We start from the raw sequence: 15,554 nt of genomic DNA, 5'->3' as shown, positions 1-15,554 counted from the left end.
TGCAGCATGGCCGACGCCGAAACCTTCGCATTGATCGCAGATATGGCCGCGCGCGCCCGCGTCGCCGCTCGCCGCCTCGCCGGGATGACCAGCGCCGACAAAAGCCGCGCACTGCTCTTCGCCGCGCAGGCGATTCGCGATGCGAGCGACGCGATTGTCGCCGCCAATGCGCAGGACATGGCCGCCGCAGAAGCTTCGGGGATGTCGGGCGCGCTGCTCGACCGGCTTCGGCTCGATGCGGGCCGCGTGGAAGCCACTGCCGCCGGCGTGGAAGCCGTCGCCCGGCTCGAGGATCCGGTGGGTAAGGTGATCGAGCGCGTTGACCGTCCCAACGGGCTGGTGCTCACCCGCGTCCGGATCCCGATCGGCGTGATTGGCATCATCTACGAGAGCCGCCCCAACGTCACCGCTGATGCCGGCGCGCTCTGTGCGATGTCGGGCAATGCCGCGATCCTGCGTGGTGGCTCCGAAGCGATACGCAGCAACCGCGCGATCCATGCCGCGCTGGCGAACGGGCTGGAGGCGGGCGGCATGCCCGCCGACGCGATCCAGCTCGTTCCCGTCACCGATCGTGCCGCGGTCGGCGCGATGCTCACCGCCGAGGGCGCGATCGACATGATCGTTCCGCGGGGCGGCAAGAGCCTCGTCGCCCGCGTCCAGGCCGAGGCGCGCGTACCCGTGCTCGCGCATCTCGACGGGCTCAACCACACCTATATCGATCGCGCCGCCGATCCGGCGATGGCACGCGATTTGGCACTGAACGCCAAGATGCGCCGTACCGGCATCTGCGGCGCCACCGAAACCTTACTGATCAACCGCAGTTTCGCCGATCCCGCGCCGGTGCTCGCGGCGCTCGCCGAGGCCGGCTGCGAGCTGCGCGGCGACGCCGAAGTCCGCGCGATCGACTCGCGCGTCGCGCAAGCCGCCGCCGAGGATTGGGACACCGAATATCTCGACGCGATTCTCTCGGTAAAGCTGGTCGATGGCGTGGACGAGGCGATGGCGCACATCGCCGCACACGGATCGCGCCACACCGATGCGATCGTAACCGAAGACGCCGCGACGGCCGAACGCTTCCTGGCGGAAGTCGACAGCGCGATCGTGATGTGGAACGCCTCGACTCAGTTCGCCGATGGTGGCGAGTTCGGCCTCGGCGCCGAGATCGGTATCTCCACCGGCCGCCTCCACGCCCGCGGCCCTGTCGCGCTCGAAGGGCTGACGACGTATAAATGGGTAGTCCGCGGAACCGGCCAGGCGCGGCCTTGATTGCCTTGCAACGGATGTATACATTCGTTGCATGACCAAATCTGCAGTCATAACGGCGCGTCTCGATACTGACGCCTTGGCGAAACTGGACCAGCTTTCGACGATGCTCGATCGATCGCGTGCGTGGATCGTCGCCAAGGCAGTGCAGCGTTATGTCGATGAGGAGTTGGAGTTTCGCGCTTTTGTCCAGCAGGGCGTGGATGCGGCGGATCGCGGTGAGCTGATCAGCCAGGAGGATATGGAAGCCTGGTTCGAAGCGCGGCACAGGCAAGCCGCTTCGGAATGAATCGCGCACGGTGGACGCCAGCAGCGCAGGACGACTTTTCGGCGCTGGATAACGAATTTTCCCAGCTGAGACCCGACTATGCATATCGTGTTGGGCGTGCGGCGCTCGCCGCGGCGCGCTTTCTGACAGAGAACCCCGGCGCTGGGCCCGTCCTCGACGGCGCAGTCCGAAAGTGGCGCGTGCATCAGACGGACTATGTCCTGCTGTATCGGATCACCAAAACAGGGGTCGACATCGTCAGGCTCATCCACGCCACCCGCAATTGGCGGCCGCGCGGGCGATGAAACGCATCGGTCTCCTCGGCGGTTCGTTTAATCCGGCGCATCGCGGGCACCGGAAGCTCTCCCTCCATGCGATCCGCGCGCTGGGACTCGACGAAGTATGGTGGCTGGTTTCGCCGGGCAACCCGCTCAAGCCCGACAAGGGCATGGCGTCTTACGCCGCCCGGCTCGCTTCCGCCCGAAAGATGGCCCGTCACGCACCGATTCGGGTTAGCGACATCGAGGCGCGGCTACGCACCCGTTACACTGCCGACACGCTCGCCAGGCTTCCCCGTCTCTACCCCAAACACCGCTTCATTTGGCTGATGGGCGCGGACAATCTTGCGCAGTTCGACCAGTGGCACGCGTGGCGGACGATCGCCCGGCAGGTTCCGATTGCGGTGATTGCCCGTCCGGGCTATGATGCCCGGGCTCACGCAAGTCCTGCGATGAGTTGGCTGCGGCGCGCTGTGCGGCCCGCAGGCCAGGCGAAGAAATGGACGTGTTGGAGATTGCCGGCCCTCGTGCTGCTGCGCTTTCGCCCCGATCCGACTTCGGCGACTCGCATCCGCGCCGCCGACCCTGCCTGGCACCGGCGCTATTCGAGCGCGCGTCCGATATCCGTATCGGTGCCGCCGGGGCCGTCTCCACCATCGCGCACAGACTTGTTGCAACCCTGAGGAACTGACTTGGTAACTTCCCCCAATGTGCTGCGCGGACCCGGCGCCGATGGCGTCGAGGCACTGCACGCACTCGTGATGGCTTCGCTCGACGACGATCAGGCGGTGGAAACCGTCTCGATCCCGCTCGCCGGCAAGAGCAGCATCGCCGATTACATGGTCGTGGCCTCGGGCCGCTCGACTCGCCAGGTCGCCTCGATGGCGACCAAGCTCGCCGAGAAGATCAAGGCCGAGTTCGGCCGGTCGCCCCGCATCGAGGGTCTGCCCACTGCCGATTGGGTGCTGATCGATGCCGGCGACGTCATCGTCCACCTGTTCCGGCCCGAAGTGCGCACCTTCTACAATCTCGAGCGCATGTGGTCGTTCGGGGAAAATGCGGGCCAGGCCTGAGCGGCTGAGGGCAGCCCATGCTGCTCCATATCGTGGCGCGCGGGCGCATCGGCCGCGGGCCCGAGGCGGAGCTGGTCGAACGCTATCTGAAGCGCGTCGCGTGGCCGACGCGAATCACCGAGCTTCCCGATGCCGGCGGCAAGCTTCCCGAGCGTAGCGGCGCCACGCGTCTCGTCATGCTCGACGAGACGGGGGAGAATTTGCCCTCGCGCGTGCTGGCCGAGCGGCTCGGCAAATGGCGCGACGACGGCATTCGCGAAACGCGATTCCTGATCGGCGCCGCGGACGGCTTCGACGACGCTCAGCGCGCCGAGGCCGACTTGCTGATTTCCTTCGGCCGCGCGACCTGGCCGCATCTGATGGCGCGCGCGATGCTCGCCGAGCAATTGTGGCGCGCCACCTCGATCCTTGCCAACCATCCCTATCACCGCGAGGGCTGAGCCATGGGACCCGTGCGGAGCATCATCACTGCTGCCACGCTGCTGGCGATGCTCGCCGCGGGCGGGATGGCCGGCGCGCAGGAGATGCGCGAGCAGCAGGCCCGGCTAAAATCCGCCACCGCCGCCTCCAACGCCGCCGAAGCCCGTGCCCGTGCGCTGGAGGCGGCCGCGACCAACGAGCGCGACCGTGCGGCACAGGCCCGCGCGCAGGAGGCCGCCGCCGCCGAACGGATCAAAATGGCTGAAGCCGATATTCTCGCTGCCGAGGCGCGGATCGCCATCGTCGATCGACTCCTCGCGGCACAGCGCACCGAAGTCGCCGAGCGGCAGGGCCCGATCGTCCGGCTGATCGCGGCGCTGCAATCGATGGCGCGTCGCCCGCCGGTGCTCGGGCTCGTCCAGCCCGGCTCGACCGAGGACATGGTCCATGTCCGCGCCGTGCTCGGCACCACGCTGCCGATCGTCGAGCGGCGCACCAACGCCGTCCGCGCCGAACTGGCCCGCGTGCAGCAACTGCGCGCCAATGCCGGCAGCGCCGTGGCCAGCCTGCGCGAGAGCCGTGCCCGGCTGGAGAGCGAGCGCATCGCGCTGGTCCAGCTGGAGGCGACGCACCGCGCACGCTCGCAGGCGCTAGGCCGCAGCGCGCTGGTTGAATCGGACCGCGCGCTCGCGCTCGGCGAACGCGCCCGCGACATCGTCGACCAGATGCAGTCGCAAGGCGAAGCCAGCCAGGTCCAGCGCGAGTTGCTCGCCTTGCCCGGCCCGCTGCCGCGCCCGGACACCGAATCGCCCGCCGCACCTGCGCACTTGCCCGCCTACCGCCTGCCGGTCGCCGGCCAGATCGTCACCGGGCTCGGCGAGCTTTCCGCCACCGGCGTCCGCGCGCGCGGGCTCACCCTGGCGACGGGCATCAATGCGCGCGTCGTCGCGCCTGCCGCGGGGCGCATCGTCTATGCAGGGCCATTCCGCGGCTATGGCGGCGTCGTCATCGTCGATCATGGCGAGGGCTGGACCTCGCTCGTTGCCGGGCTGGGCGGGCTGGCGGTGCGCGTCGGCGATCCGGTGGCGCAGGGCCAGGTCATCGGCCGCGCCTGGGCCGGCGGCGAGCCGCGAGTCACGATCGAGCTGCGCCGCCGGGGCCAGCCGATGGACCTCGCACAAATGCTCAACTGACAGGCCGTGTAAAAGCCGTTATCCTGCATTAAATCAGTATGCTTGCTCCCGTCGAAAGTCGCATGATGCTTCGTCCGCTTCTCCAGGTCACCGCCGCCGTCAGCGCGCTCGCGCTCGTCCCTGTCGCCTCCGGCGCGATGGCGGGTGTCGATACGAACAGCTATCGCGAGCTGGACACCTTCATGGAAGTCTACAACCAGGTGAAGGCGAACTATGTCGACAAGGTCGACGACAAGACGCTGATGAAGGGCGCGATCCAGGGCATGCTCGCCGCGCTCGATCCGCATTCCAGCTTCGCCGACGGGCTCGACTTCGACAACCTCAAGATCCAGACCGAGGGCAATTACGGCGGCCTGGGTCTCACCGTGACGCAGGAAAACGGCGCAGTGAAGGTGATCGCGCCGACCGAGGATACGCCTGCGGCCCGCGCCGGCATCAAGTCGGGCGACTTCATCACCCATATCGACGGCAAGTTCATCGTCGGCGGCAGCCTGGACGAGGCGATCGAGCAGATGCGCGGCCAGCCGGGCACCAAGATCAACCTGACGATCGTCCGCCCCGGCGCGGACAAGCCGCTGCAGATCGGCATGGTGCGCGAGATCATCGTGCAGAAGCCGGTGAAGTGGGAAGTCAAGGACGGCGTCGGCTATATCAACATCAACACCTTCACTGCGCAGACCGGCGCCGACACGATCAAGGCGATCCAGGGGATCGACAAGCAGCTGGGCCACAAGCCGCTCGGCTATGTCGTCGATCTTCGCGAAAACGGCGGCGGGCTGCTGAGCGAGGCGATCGCAGTCTCCGACGTGTTCCTCGGCCATGGCGAGATCGTCTCGCAGCGCGGCCGCGAGAAGGGCGATATCGAGCGCTATTATGCCGAATCGATGGTGCCGGGCGATCTCGCCCGTGGCCTGCCGGTGATCGTGCTGGTCGATTCGGGTACGGCTTCGGCTTCGGAGATCGTTGCAGGGGCGATCCAGGATCATCATCGCGGGCTGGTGATGGGCGTGCGCAGCTTCGGCAAGGGTTCGGTCCAGACGATCCTGCCGATGGGCGCGCGCGCGGCATTGCGCCTCACCACTGCGCGCTATTTCACCCCCTCGGGCCATTCGGTGCAGGAAGGCGGGATCAAGCCCGACCTGCTCGTCCCGCAGATCTCCGATCCCGATTACAAGGACCGCACGGTGATCCGCGAGGCGGACCTGCGCAAGCATCTGATCAACGCCGAGAAGGTCGACGACGCGACGCTCGAGGACGATGCGCGCACCGATCCGCGCTTCGCCGCGACGCCCGAGGAGCTCAAGAAGAAGGGCATCGAGGACTTCCAGCTCCATTATGCGCTGCAGACCATCGTCCGGTCGGGCGGCAAGCCCCAGGTCGCGACCAAGGGTCGCTGATCGATGCGCAGCGACGGGCTCCGCACCGCGCGTTGGATCGCGCTCCTGCTCCCCGCGGCGCTGCTCGCCGGGGCATGGGGCTCGCAGCTGTTCGGGCTGGTGCCGTGCGAGATGTGCCATTGGCAGCGCTGGCCGCATTATGCCGCGATTCCGATAGCCTTGCTCGCCTTCGCGCCGGTGTCGCGGCCGGTGAAGATGCTGTTCGTGCTGTTCGCCGCGATCCTCATCGCGGTCAGCGGGACGATCGGGGTGTTCCACGCCGGCGTCGAATATCATTGGTGGCAGGGGATTACGGCCTGCACCGCGCCCGTCGGTCATGGCGATGCGATGGACTTGCTCACCCAGGCACTTCGCCGCCCGATCGTGCGTTGTGACGTACCGCAATGGACGCTCTTCGGAATCAGCCTCGCGGGCTTCAACGCGATCCTCTCGCTGGGCGGGGCAGTGGCGATCTTCGCGCTGGCGCCGCGCAAGGCCCGTCGATGAGCTGGAAGCCCGGCGACCGCCGCGAGGGCATGCACGCGATGATCCGCGTCGATCAGGCCGGTGAATATGGCGCGACGCGCATCTATGCCGGCCAGCTCGCGGTGATGGGGGATCGCACCCCCGCGGCGCGGACGATCAACGGCATGGCCAACCAGGAAGAGCGCCACCGCGCCTTTTTCGACGGCATGATCGCGCGCCGCGGCGTCCGCCCGACCGCGCTCCAGCCCTTCTGGGACGTCGCCGGCTTTGCGCTGGGCGCCGCCACCGCCGCGATCGGCCCGGCAGCGGCAATGGCGTGCACCGCTGCGGTCGAGACCGAGATCGACTTGCATTACCAGCGCCAGCTCGCCGAGCTGGGCGAGAGCGACACCGAACTCAGCCACGCCGTCGCCGAGTTTCGCGAGGAGGAACTCGAGCATCGCGACACTGCGCTGGCACATGGCGCGGAGAGCGCCGTCGGCTATCCGCTACTGTCCGGATTGATCCGGCTGGGCTGCCGTGCCGCCATTGCGATCTCGAAACGGATATGACAGGCCGGGTCGAGCGTTGAGACGCCAGGACTATCGCGAGGAGAAGGCAAGATGCTCAAGCGGATCGTGATCGTGGCGGGACTCGCCGCCGCCCCCTTGCTGATGCCAGTCGCGGCGCAGGCGCAGAATGCCGCGCAGAACGGCGTGCTGCTCATTTATGGCAACGACAAATGCCCGACCAACGACAATGGCGAGGAAATCGTCGTCTGCCAGCGGCTCGACGAAGCCGAACGCTTCCGGATCCCGCAGACGCTGCGTGACCAGACCGGCCGCCCGCAGGCGACCGAGAGCTGGGCTGTCCGTTCCGAGGACGCGCTCGACGCGGGCCGGATGGGCACCGGCAGTTGCTCGACGGTCGGCGCCAGCGGCTCGACCGGCTGCTTCGTCCGCAACGCCACCCGCGCCCGCGCCGAATCCAACGCCCGCCGCGACGAACAGACCGACCTGCCGCTGCCCTGAACCCTCCCTTTTCCCCTCCCTGCAAGGGAGGGGTTAGGGGTGGTTCAGTGCCGGAGCAGGGCTGGATGCCCTGACCGGCGCTTCGATGCTTGGCGGCGAGTCTTTTGAGCGCGCAGACGCGCACCACCCCCGCCCCTCCCTTTCAGATAGGGAAGTTTATAGCGAAGCGGCCTTACGCTGCACCAGCCATTCCGGCGGCCTGCGCAGCACGCATTCCCCGATGATCCACAGCATTGTCGCGGCGCGCACGCCCGCGGCGAGTGCGATATGCGTAGGGGTCGCCGCCGGCCACCCGCCTTCCATGCCGGCGAACCACCAGAATTCGGCGAAGAACGCGGCGATGTCGCCCAACACGAACAGCGCCACCGGCCATAGCCGCGGCGCAGTCATCAGCAGCAGCGGATAGAGCCACAGGTCGAATTGCGGCGAATAGACCTTGTTGGTGAGCATGAACCAGGCAAGCACCGGGGTGAGCAGCACCCACAGGTGCGTTCGGTGCCGGCGCCAGCCGAACCCGACGATCAGCGCAAAGCCGAGGACGAAGGCGATCGCGGCATAGCGGTTGCGCTCGTCGATCCAGGTAAACCACCAGCCCATGTTCGCCAGCACGTCCCAAGTCGCACCGGCAGTCCCCTGCCGCTCCTGCGAAAAACGGTAGAATTCGCTCCAATTCTCCGATGCGAACAGCGCCACCGGCAGATTTACCAGCGCCCATGCCCCGATCGCGGCCGCCGACAGGGCAATCGCGCGCAGCAGTCGCTCGCGCCACGGCCGGGCGTCGCCGAACAGCGCACTCAGTCCGATCAGGGGCAGCGCGAGCACCGGGAACAGCTTGGCCGCCGTGCCGAGCCCCGCCGCGGCGGCGGCGGGCACCAGCCTGCCCTCCCGCGCCAGCAGCATCGCGCCCACCGCCAGCGCCGTCGCGCCAAGATCCCAATTATGCCCGAGATACAGCACCAAGGGCGGCGCCAGCGCCCAGCCCCACAGCCGCCGCTCGTCCATGCCCGCGTGCAGGAACAGCTTGAGGATCAGCGCGGCGAGCAGCGCATTGGCGATCACCACCACGCCCAGGAAATGAAAGTCGCGCGCGCGATGCCCGAACAACAGCCGCGTCACCCCGCCTTCGGCCCAGATCTGCGCGCCCGTCAGCACCGGATATTCCATCCGCGTCTGGAAGTACGGCACCTTGCCGTCGGCCACTTCGCGTCCATGCCAGAAAGGCATCACATCATTGTAGCAGCCGGTGGTATATTGCTCGGCATTGGTCCAGCCGCCGGGCACGCAATGGCCCTTGAACAGCCAGCCCGCACTGCAGGTGGCGGCCAGCGCCAGCCAGAGCGCGGCGATGCGCCAGTTCACGTCCCGCGGAAAAGCCCAGCCCATGCCGCGCTGCTTATCGCGCGCGGGCGACCGGGTCCACATGCCGCTGGACTCAGCCATTACAAGAACATAGTATGAACACATGGCACAATTGGACCTGCGCGCGAAGCTGGCGATCCTTGCAGATGCAGCGAAGTACGATGCGTCCTGCGCCTCGTCCGGTTCGGTCAAGCGCAACTCGACCGGCGGCAAGGGAATGGGATCCACCGATGGCGGCATGGGCATCTGCCACGCCTATGCCCCCGACGGCCGCTGCATCAGCCTGCTCAAGATCCTGCTGACCAACAGCTGCATCTTCGACTGCCATTATTGCATCAACCGCAAGAGCTCGAACGTCCGGCGCGCGCGCTTCACGCCCGAGGAAGTCGTCGATCTCACGCTGAGCTTCTACAAGCGCAACTATATCGAGGGGCTGTTCCTCTCCTCGGGGATCATCGCCTCGTCCAACTATACGATGGAGCAGATCGTCCGAGTTGCGCAGCTGCTGCGCGAGGAGCATAATTTCCGCGGCTATATCCACCTCAAGACGATTCCCGATGCCGATCCCGAGCTGGTCCACCAGGCCGGACTCTATGCCGATCGAGTCTCGATCAATGTCGAGCTGCCCACCGTCGCCGGACTGACGCGGCTGGCGCCCGAGAAATCAGCGACTCGTATCGAAGGGGCGATGCGCGACGTTCGTGGTGCGATCGACGATACCGTCGATGCCAGCAAGCGCTTCAAGTCCGCGCCGAAGTTCGCGCCCGCAGGTCAATCGACTCAGATGATCGTCGGTGCCGATGCCGCAACTGATGGCGACATCATCACGCGGGCCGCCGGGCTCTACGACCGCTTCGCGCTGCGCCGCGTCTATTATTCGGCGTTCAGTCCGATCCCCGATGCCAGCGCGGTGCTGCCGCTCCAGCGCCCGCCGCTGATGCGCGAGCACCGGCTCTACCAGTCGGACTGGCTGATGCGTTTCTACGACTACCAACCAAAGGAAGTTGCCGACGCCGCCGACGCCGCCACCGGCATGCTTCCGCTCGACATCGATCCCAAGCTCGCCTGGGCGCTCAAGTTCCGCGATCGCTTCCCGGTCGATGTCAATCGGGCCCCGCGTGAGGCGCTGCTGCGCGTGCCGGGGCTCGGGGTGAAGGCAGTCGACGCGATCCTCGCCACGCGGCGCTGGCGCCGGCTGCGGCTCGCCGATGTCGCGCGGCTGACGGCCTCGATCAAGAAAGTCCGCCCGTTCCTTGTCGCCGAGGATTGGCGCCCGGTGACGCTGGCCGATCGCGCCGATCTGCGCCCATTCGTCGCGCCGAAGCGCGAGCAGCTCGAACTGTTCGCGGCATGAGAATGATTCGCGGGTGAAACCGCGCCCTGCCGCCGCCGTTGGGGCGAGCAAGGAGACATTCCATGGCCGACGCTCGCATCTTCGAAGACCTCAAGGCCGATCACGACCGGCAGCGCGTGCTGCTCAAGCAGGTCGGCGAGGACAAGGGCGCCGGCGAACCGCGCCGCGGCGCGTTCGAGACGCTGCGCCTCGAGCTCCAGGCGCATGCCGCCGCCGAGGAGGAATCGCTCTACGCCAAGATGCTCGCCGATCCCGAGCTCCGCGAGGATGCCCGCCATTCGGTGTCCGAGCACAAGGAAGTCGATGACTTCCTCGGCGAATTGCTGGAGCTCGAATTCGGCTCGCCCGAATGGGACGAGAAGTTCGAAGAGATGCGCCACCGCTACGAGCATCATATCGACGAGGAAGAGGAAGACATGTTCCCCGCCGCTTCCAAGCGCCTGTCGGATGCCGAGGAGGAAAAGCTCGGCGAAGTGTTCGAGGAGCGCAAGCCCAAGGAACTGGAGCGCGCCGAGGCGCATCCGCCGGGCGACGAGCGCGAATAGGCTCAGTCGGCCGGATCGACTGGTACGAACAGGCTGCGCTTGCCGACGCCGAGCGCCACATTGGTGGTGAAGCGGCGGACATTGGGATTGTCCACCATCAGCCGGCTCATCAGCGTATCGTACGCACCGACATCGGGCGCGACGACGACGAGGATGAAGTCGGCCGTGCCCGTCACGTAATAGACCTGCTGGATCCATTCCTCGGCCGCCAGCCATTGGCGCAGGCGCGCGATCATCTCGGGCCGTTCGCGTTCGATCTCGAGCGCGGCGAGGAAGAAATTGGGCTTTCCGGCCTTCCGCGGATCGACCACCGCGATGGTGGCAAGGATCACGCCGTCGTCGCGCAGCCGCTTGAGCCGCCGGAGCACCGCGGACGGCGACAGCCCGACTTCCTCGGCCAGCGAATCCGCGGTGCGGCTCGCGTCGTGCTGGACGAGCGTGAGCAGCCTGCGGTCGAACGCGTCTAGATCGGATTTGGCCATCGCCGTCACTCTAGCGCGGATATGCGCCGGAATCCGGCATTTCGATGCGCCATTGCGCCGAAATCCTGCGGGATGGCGCCGCTATCTCTTCGGCCGACACCCGAGGAGACCTGCATGATCGACCATATCGAAATCGGCACTGCGCACATGGCCGCGTGTTTGCGCTTCTATTCCAGGGCGCTCGCGCCGCTCGGCTATGTCCAGAAGGTCGATGGCGTCGCGAAAGGCTTTGGAAACGACGCCGCACTCGATCTTTTCCTGGTCGAAGGCGAGCCGTCAAATCTACACCTCGCCTTCACCGCCCCCGACCGCGCGACGGTCGATCGGATCTTCGCCGCGGCCCGCGGCGCGCGCCTGACGCTCGATCGCCCGCCCGGACTCGCCCCGCATATTCACCCCGATTATTATGCCGGTTATCTGCGCGACCCCGACGGGCGGCTGATCGAATTTGTCTGCCACAAGCCCGAGACGCGCTAACCAACATCGCGCCGGCGCGTTACGTCCCGGCATCGCGGCAGGCGCCGGGACGATGGAAGGAGATTGCGTGCGCGTCGTTGCCCTGACGGACGAGGATGATTTCGAAGGCTGGCGCGATGCGGCGCGGTCGCTCGCCCAGGCGGGGGTGCTGGCGTCGGAGGTCGTTTGGCAGGTCGGCGATGCACCCGCCGACCTGTTCGGCGACGAGGCGATCACTCCACCCGTCGCGCCCCGCACGCTCAAGGTGCCACGCGCCTTTCTCGATCTCGCCCAGTCGGTCGTTCTCCATGCCGACCCCGAGCGCTTCGCCCTGCTCTACGCGCTGCTGGCAAGCGATTCGCGGCGTACCGACGATCAGGCCGATCCGCTGGTCCGCCGGCTGGAGGGAATGGCTCGGGAGGTGCGGCGTGACATCCACAAGATGCGGGCCTTCGTCCGGTTCCGCGAGGTGGAGGACGACGTCGGCGCGCGCTATGTCGCGTGGTTTGAGCCCGAACATCACATCGTTCGCGCCAATGCGCGCTTCTTCGTCGAGCGTTTCGCCAACATGCGCTGGTCGATCCTGACCCCCGAACGCTCGCTGCATTGGGACGGCGAGACGCTCGCCGAGGGACCGGGGGCGAGCAAGGCGGACGCGCCGGGGGCCGATCCGGTCGAGGATGTCTGGAAGACCTATTACGCCTCGACCTTCAATCCCGCGCGGCTGAAGACCGGCATGATGCTCAAGGAGATGCCGCGCAAATATTGGAAAAACATGCCCGAAACCGCGTTGGTCAGGGAGCTGGTCGCGACGGCGCGCCAGCGGGAGACGGCGATGGTAGCAAAGGCGCGGACCGAGATCGGCGGCAATATCGAAGGCGCCTGGGAAGCGCTGCGCGACGAAGCGGCGGGATGCACGCGCTGCCACCTCTACAAGCACGCGACGCAGACCGTGTTCGGCGAAGGCCCGGTCGATGCGCGGATGATGTTCGTCGGCGAGCAGCCGGGCGACCAGGAGGACCTGGCCGGGCGACCGTTCGTCGGACCCGCCGGGCAGATGTTCGACAGAGCGATCGGTGAGGCGGGAATCGACCGCGACACCGTCTACGTCACCAACGCGGTCAAGCATTTCAAGTTTGAGCCGCGCGGCAAGCGCCGCATCCATTCCAAGCCCGATGGCGGCGAGATCCAGGCGTGCCGCTGGTGGTACGAACAGGAACGGCTGCTGGTGAAGCCCCAGATGACCGTGGCGCTGGGCGCTACCGCGGCGCGCCAGATGCTCGGCAAGGTGGTGACGATCAGCGGCACCCGGGGCCGCGCGATCGAGCTGGCCGAGGGCGGACGCGGCTGGGTGACGATCCACCCGAGCTTCCTGCTGCGCATGCCCGACAAGAGCCGCGTCGAGGACGAGTTTGCGGCGTTCGTCGAGGATCTGAAGGGCGCGGCCAAGGCGCTGGGATAGTCCTCGCGAATTGTCCCCCGTTCGAGCTACGCCCGTCGGAACCCGCGGCTAGAGCTTGTCCGGGTCCGGACCCAGTCGCCCGCCGGCATCGTCGAGTGCATCGATCGCCGCGATGTCCGTTGCTTCCAGCTGCACCCCGCCCGCGGCGAGGTTGGACGCCAGCCGCTCGCGCGCGGACGCCTTGGGGATCACTGCGAGGCCGTGGTGCAGATGCCAGGCGAGGATTGCTTGCGCAGGCGAACAGCCGCGGGCCTCGGCGATGGCAACGATCGCCGGATGGGTGAGCATCGTCCCCTGCCCGAGCGGTGCCCAGCTTTGGGTGAGGATGCCGTGTTCGGCATGGAACGCGCGCAAATCGCGCTGCTGGAAGCCCGGATGGAGCTCGACCTGGTTCACTGCAGGGACAATTCCGGTCGCGTCGATGATCGCACGCAAGTGGTCCGCGCCGAAGTTCGACACGCCGATCGACTTGGCGCGTCCCTCTTCGCGCAGCCGGACCAGCGCTTTCCACGTCTCGACATATTTGTCGCCGAGCGATGGCATCGGCCAATGGATCAGATAGAGATCGACGCTGTCCCGCCCGAGCTTGCCGAGGCTGATGTCGAATTCGCGCAGCGCCGACTCATAGCCCAGGTTTTCGCGCCACAGCTTGGTGGTGACGAAGATATCGTCGCGCCCGCCAAGCCCGTCGGCGACACCGGTCTCGTTGCCGTAGAATGCCGCGGTATCGACCAGCGCATAGCCGATCTCCAGCGCCTCGCGCGTGATCCGGGCGGCATCGTCATTGGGAACCAGATAGGTGCCGAAGCCGATCGCGGGGATCGCGTGACCATCGTTCATCGCTAGCGTGGCAGTCGCGGGCATCGGCTACTCCTGTTGGACGCGCCACGCCTAGCCGCCCGGACCGCGCTCCGCCAGCCGCTCGGCGATCGCGCGCACCTTGTCTGCCCGGCCCGGCGCGAATTTCTCGACCATCGCCCGGTATCGCGCGAGCGTGGCGGGATCGGCGCGCTCGGGCGAGCCGCTGTCGAACGGCGGCGCGGGATCATATTCGAGGCTCAGCTGGACGAATCGGGCATGGTCCTCGCCGCGGATCGCTGCCGTAAGCGCCAGCGCGAAATCGATTCCCGCAGTGACGCCGCCGCCGGTAACGCGATTGCGATCGAACACCACGCGCTCGGCCACCGGTTCAGCACCGAACCAGGCAAGCTGCTCTCGCGATGCCCAGTGGCACGCCGCACGGTAGCCGGTAAGCAGGCCGGCTGCGGCGAGGACCAACGAGCCGGTACACACGCTGGTCGCCCATGTCGCGGTGCCGGCGACTTGGCGGACCCAGGTGAGCGTCTCGTCATCCTCCATCGCCGCGACGGTGCCGAAGCCGCCGGGAACGCAGAGAATGTCGGTGCGGGGCACATCTGCGAAGGTTGCAGTGGGCAACAGCGCAAATTGCGCATCGGTCGGCACCGGATCGCGCGTCTTCGCGACCAGATCGAGCTTCACGTTGCCGAGGCGCGACAGCACCTGCGCAGGCCCGGTGAGGTCGAGCTGGGTGACATCGGGAAAGAGCAGGAAGGCGATATGGAGCGGCGCGGCGTCGGGCATGGTTCCTCCAAGATGCGAGGGGTGCCCAGGCGATGCGGCAGTTCAGCCCTGCGCTTCCCGATGGTACTCCATCCTGTCGCCAGTCACGCGGGTGCGGCGAGGATAGGCCTCACCCGCGCGGCAGGCAAGCTCAGACCCCCAGCGCCTGCCGCGTCTTCGCGCCGACAATACCGTCCGCAGTGAGGCCATGCTGTTGCTGGAACGCGATCACCGCCGCCTTGGTGTTCGGACCGAAATCGCCGTCGGCGGTAAGGCCGAGCTTTTCCTGCAGCCGTTCGACATCCTCGCCGTCGTCGCCCATCTTGAGCGTGCGCTCGATGACGTCCGCCCGCGCCGACGACATCGCGTGCAGCGTATACGCCGCCGCCATCTTGGTGTCGTAGCGGTTCTTGAGATAGGCCGGGCCATTATAGCCGCGGGCGAACCCTGCCCAGTCGCGGCGGCGCAGCTCGTCGTCGAGCCGGTTGAGCTTCACGAAGCGGACGAACGCGTCGAGGTGATCGTCCTCCGAATTGCACATGCCGCGGCAGAAATCCTCGACATCGGGCTTGCCCAGCGCTTCGTGGTGATAGCCCATGATCTGGAACGCGCCCCAGCTCGCCGATTGGAGCGCGGCCCTGCGGTCCAGCGCGATCGCCCGCGCGAGCCGATCGAATTCGGCGGCGCCGCCCTTGTAGCCGCCCGGCTTGGTCGACGAGATGTCGGGGTTCGACTGGTCGAACCTGCCGCCGGTGCGCTTGCTGAACACATGGCGCTCGAACAGGATCTTGGGGCGGGTATCGGACAGGAAGCCGCCGCGGCTCTCGACATCGATCACCGCCTTCACGGCGGCGACGTCGCAGCCGATCTCGTCGGCCGCCTTCTGGATGGCATCCTGGCTGAAACGCGTGGCAGGTCCGGTGAATTCGGTCATCGCTCAATCCTCGT

The 15,554-nt window shown here is 67.1% G+C and carries 20 protein-coding genes and 1 riboswitch; of the genes, 15 read left to right on the top strand and 5 right to left on the bottom strand.

Annotated features, from left to right (window positions below; translation table 11 throughout):
• Positions 1-6 precede the first annotated feature (6 nt).
• From BXU08_RS16145 to BXU08_RS16095, 11 genes are all read left to right on the top strand, one after another.
• On the top strand, positions 7-1,266 hold the full coding sequence (locus BXU08_RS16145; RefSeq protein WP_077510978.1) for a glutamate-5-semialdehyde dehydrogenase: 1,260 nt from the start codon (positions 7-9) through the stop codon (positions 1,264-1,266).
• Positions 1,267-1,297: 31 nt separating this feature from the next.
• A complete protein-coding gene (locus tag BXU08_RS16140; protein WP_077510977.1) occupies positions 1,298-1,552 on the top strand; it encodes a CopG family ribbon-helix-helix protein in 255 nt (84 codons plus the stop codon).
• Complete coding sequence (locus tag BXU08_RS20560) at positions 1,549-1,836, top strand: type II toxin-antitoxin system RelE/ParE family toxin (RefSeq protein WP_077510976.1); 288 nt, start codon at positions 1,549-1,551, stop codon at positions 1,834-1,836. The genes BXU08_RS16140 and BXU08_RS20560 overlap by 4 nt, the downstream gene beginning before the upstream one ends.
• Positions 1,815-2,492 (top strand): nicotinate-nucleotide adenylyltransferase, encoded by a 678-nt coding sequence (locus tag BXU08_RS16130; RefSeq protein ID WP_290439630.1) that lies wholly within the window; start codon positions 1,815-1,817, stop codon positions 2,490-2,492. The genes BXU08_RS20560 and BXU08_RS16130 overlap by 22 nt, the downstream gene beginning before the upstream one ends.
• A gap of 78 nt (positions 2,493-2,570) precedes the next feature.
• Positions 2,571-2,882, top strand: coding sequence for a ribosome silencing factor (rsfS, locus tag BXU08_RS16125; protein ID WP_077512512.1), 312 nt, complete (start codon positions 2,571-2,573; stop codon positions 2,880-2,882).
• A gap of 17 nt (positions 2,883-2,899) precedes the next feature.
• The gene (locus tag BXU08_RS16120; RefSeq protein ID WP_077510974.1) at positions 2,900-3,322 is read left to right on the top strand and encodes a 23S rRNA (pseudouridine(1915)-N(3))-methyltransferase RlmH; all 423 of its coding nucleotides are present in this window, start codon (positions 2,900-2,902) and stop codon (positions 3,320-3,322) included.
• Between the two features lie 3 nt (positions 3,323-3,325).
• Positions 3,326-4,495, top strand: coding sequence for a murein hydrolase activator EnvC (locus BXU08_RS16115; RefSeq protein ID WP_171982546.1), 1,170 nt, complete (start codon positions 3,326-3,328; stop codon positions 4,493-4,495).
• Between the two features lie 65 nt (positions 4,496-4,560).
• Positions 4,561-5,892 (top strand): S41 family peptidase, encoded by a 1,332-nt coding sequence (locus BXU08_RS16110; protein ID WP_077512508.1) that lies wholly within the window; start codon positions 4,561-4,563, stop codon positions 5,890-5,892.
• A gap of 3 nt (positions 5,893-5,895) precedes the next feature.
• The gene (locus tag BXU08_RS16105) at positions 5,896-6,378 is read left to right on the top strand and encodes a disulfide bond formation protein B (RefSeq protein ID WP_077510973.1); all 483 of its coding nucleotides are present in this window, start codon (positions 5,896-5,898) and stop codon (positions 6,376-6,378) included.
• A complete protein-coding gene (locus BXU08_RS16100) occupies positions 6,375-6,908 on the top strand; it encodes a demethoxyubiquinone hydroxylase family protein (RefSeq protein WP_077510972.1) in 534 nt (177 codons plus the stop codon). The genes BXU08_RS16105 and BXU08_RS16100 overlap by 4 nt, the downstream gene beginning before the upstream one ends.
• Before the next feature lie 51 nt (positions 6,909-6,959).
• Positions 6,960-7,367: a hypothetical protein gene (locus BXU08_RS16095; protein ID WP_077510971.1), complete on the top strand. Its 408-nt coding sequence runs from the start codon at positions 6,960-6,962 to the stop codon at positions 7,365-7,367.
• Positions 7,368-7,523: 156 nt separating this feature from the next.
• On the opposite strand, the gene BXU08_RS16090 is transcribed toward BXU08_RS16095, so the two are convergent.
• Positions 7,524-8,750: a glycosyltransferase 87 family protein gene (locus BXU08_RS16090; protein WP_077512506.1), complete on the bottom strand. Its 1,227-nt coding sequence runs from the start codon at positions 8,748-8,750 to the stop codon at positions 7,524-7,526.
• A gap of 79 nt (positions 8,751-8,829) precedes the next feature.
• On the opposite strand from BXU08_RS16090, the gene BXU08_RS16085 reads away from it, so the two are divergent.
• Both BXU08_RS16085 and BXU08_RS16080 read left to right on the top strand, forming a co-directional pair.
• The gene (locus BXU08_RS16085) at positions 8,830-10,080 is read left to right on the top strand and encodes a putative DNA modification/repair radical SAM protein (protein WP_077510970.1); all 1,251 of its coding nucleotides are present in this window, start codon (positions 8,830-8,832) and stop codon (positions 10,078-10,080) included.
• A gap of 62 nt (positions 10,081-10,142) precedes the next feature.
• Entirely contained in the window at positions 10,143-10,625 is a 483-nt protein-coding gene (locus BXU08_RS16080) for a hemerythrin domain-containing protein (RefSeq protein WP_077510969.1), read from the top strand.
• A gap of 2 nt (positions 10,626-10,627) precedes the next feature.
• On the opposite strand, the gene BXU08_RS16075 is transcribed toward BXU08_RS16080, so the two are convergent.
• On the bottom strand, positions 10,628-11,107 hold the full coding sequence (locus tag BXU08_RS16075) for an Lrp/AsnC family transcriptional regulator (protein ID WP_077510968.1): 480 nt from the start codon (positions 11,105-11,107) through the stop codon (positions 10,628-10,630).
• A gap of 114 nt (positions 11,108-11,221) precedes the next feature.
• Here BXU08_RS16075 and BXU08_RS16070 point away from each other — a divergent pair, with 114 nt between their 5' ends.
• The gene (locus BXU08_RS16070; RefSeq protein WP_077510967.1) at positions 11,222-11,584 is read left to right on the top strand and encodes a VOC family protein; all 363 of its coding nucleotides are present in this window, start codon (positions 11,222-11,224) and stop codon (positions 11,582-11,584) included.
• Positions 11,585-11,651: 67 nt separating this feature from the next.
• Entirely contained in the window at positions 11,652-13,025 is a 1,374-nt protein-coding gene (locus BXU08_RS16065; protein ID WP_077512504.1) for a UdgX family uracil-DNA binding protein, read from the top strand.
• A 48-nt stretch (positions 13,026-13,073) separates the two neighbouring features.
• Here BXU08_RS16065 and BXU08_RS16060 read toward each other — a convergent pair whose 3' ends face one another.
• The 3 genes from BXU08_RS16060 to BXU08_RS16050 form a co-directional block, all read right to left on the bottom strand.
• Positions 13,074-13,889 carry an aldo/keto reductase gene (locus BXU08_RS16060; RefSeq protein WP_077510966.1) on the bottom strand — a complete coding sequence of 272 codons (816 nt, stop codon included), beginning with the start codon at positions 13,887-13,889 and terminating at the stop codon, positions 13,074-13,076.
• Positions 13,890-13,916: 27 nt separating this feature from the next.
• Entirely contained in the window at positions 13,917-14,627 is a 711-nt protein-coding gene (locus BXU08_RS16055; protein WP_077510965.1) for a DJ-1/PfpI family protein, read from the bottom strand.
• A gap of 16 nt (positions 14,628-14,643) precedes the next feature.
• Positions 14,644-14,724, bottom strand: a riboswitch (ZMP/ZTP riboswitch).
• Positions 14,725-14,757: 33 nt separating this feature from the next.
• Positions 14,758-15,540: an N-acetylmuramidase domain-containing protein gene (locus tag BXU08_RS16050; RefSeq protein ID WP_171982545.1), complete on the bottom strand. Its 783-nt coding sequence runs from the start codon at positions 15,538-15,540 to the stop codon at positions 14,758-14,760.
• Positions 15,541-15,554: the final 14 nt, after the last annotated feature.

This window comes from Sphingomonas sp. LM7 (genome assembly GCF_002002925.1).
Taxonomy (GTDB): Bacteria; Pseudomonadota; Alphaproteobacteria; order Sphingomonadales; family Sphingomonadaceae; genus Sphingomonas.
Note: the sequence above shows the minus strand (reverse complement) of the source record. Positions and strands in the feature narration are given on the sequence as shown.

Coding starts and splice junctions, on each gene's coding strand:
- rsfS (WP_077512512.1), top strand. CDS start 2,571: ATGGCTTCGCTCGACGACGATCAGGCGGTGGAAACCGTCTCGATCCCG.
- BXU08_RS16085 (WP_077510970.1), top strand. CDS start 8,830: ATGGCACAATTGGACCTGCGCGCGAAGCTGGCGATCCTTGCAGATGCA.
- BXU08_RS16095 (WP_077510971.1), top strand. CDS start 6,960: ATGCTCAAGCGGATCGTGATCGTGGCGGGACTCGCCGCCGCCCCCTTG.
- BXU08_RS16110 (WP_077512508.1), top strand. CDS start 4,561: ATGCTTCGTCCGCTTCTCCAGGTCACCGCCGCCGTCAGCGCGCTCGCG.
- BXU08_RS16145 (WP_077510978.1), top strand. CDS start 7: ATGGCCGACGCCGAAACCTTCGCATTGATCGCAGATATGGCCGCGCGC.
- BXU08_RS16100 (WP_077510972.1), top strand. CDS start 6,375: ATGAGCTGGAAGCCCGGCGACCGCCGCGAGGGCATGCACGCGATGATC.
- BXU08_RS16115 (WP_171982546.1), top strand. CDS start 3,326: ATGGGACCCGTGCGGAGCATCATCACTGCTGCCACGCTGCTGGCGATG.
- BXU08_RS16120 (WP_077510974.1), top strand. CDS start 2,900: ATGCTGCTCCATATCGTGGCGCGCGGGCGCATCGGCCGCGGGCCCGAG.
- BXU08_RS16075 (WP_077510968.1), bottom strand. CDS start 11,107: ATGGCCAAATCCGATCTAGACGCGTTCGACCGCAGGCTGCTCACGCTC.
- BXU08_RS16105 (WP_077510973.1), top strand. CDS start 5,896: ATGCGCAGCGACGGGCTCCGCACCGCGCGTTGGATCGCGCTCCTGCTC.
- BXU08_RS16050 (WP_171982545.1), bottom strand. CDS start 15,540: ATGACCGAATTCACCGGACCTGCCACGCGTTTCAGCCAGGATGCCATC.
- BXU08_RS16070 (WP_077510967.1), top strand. CDS start 11,222: ATGATCGACCATATCGAAATCGGCACTGCGCACATGGCCGCGTGTTTG.
- BXU08_RS16090 (WP_077512506.1), bottom strand. CDS start 8,750: ATGGGCTGGGCTTTTCCGCGGGACGTGAACTGGCGCATCGCCGCGCTC.
- BXU08_RS16060 (WP_077510966.1), bottom strand. CDS start 13,889: ATGCCCGCGACTGCCACGCTAGCGATGAACGATGGTCACGCGATCCCC.
- BXU08_RS16140 (WP_077510977.1), top strand. CDS start 1,298: ATGACCAAATCTGCAGTCATAACGGCGCGTCTCGATACTGACGCCTTG.
- BXU08_RS20560 (WP_077510976.1), top strand. CDS start 1,549: ATGAATCGCGCACGGTGGACGCCAGCAGCGCAGGACGACTTTTCGGCG.
- BXU08_RS16055 (WP_077510965.1), bottom strand. CDS start 14,627: ATGCCCGACGCCGCGCCGCTCCATATCGCCTTCCTGCTCTTTCCCGAT.
- BXU08_RS16080 (WP_077510969.1), top strand. CDS start 10,143: ATGGCCGACGCTCGCATCTTCGAAGACCTCAAGGCCGATCACGACCGG.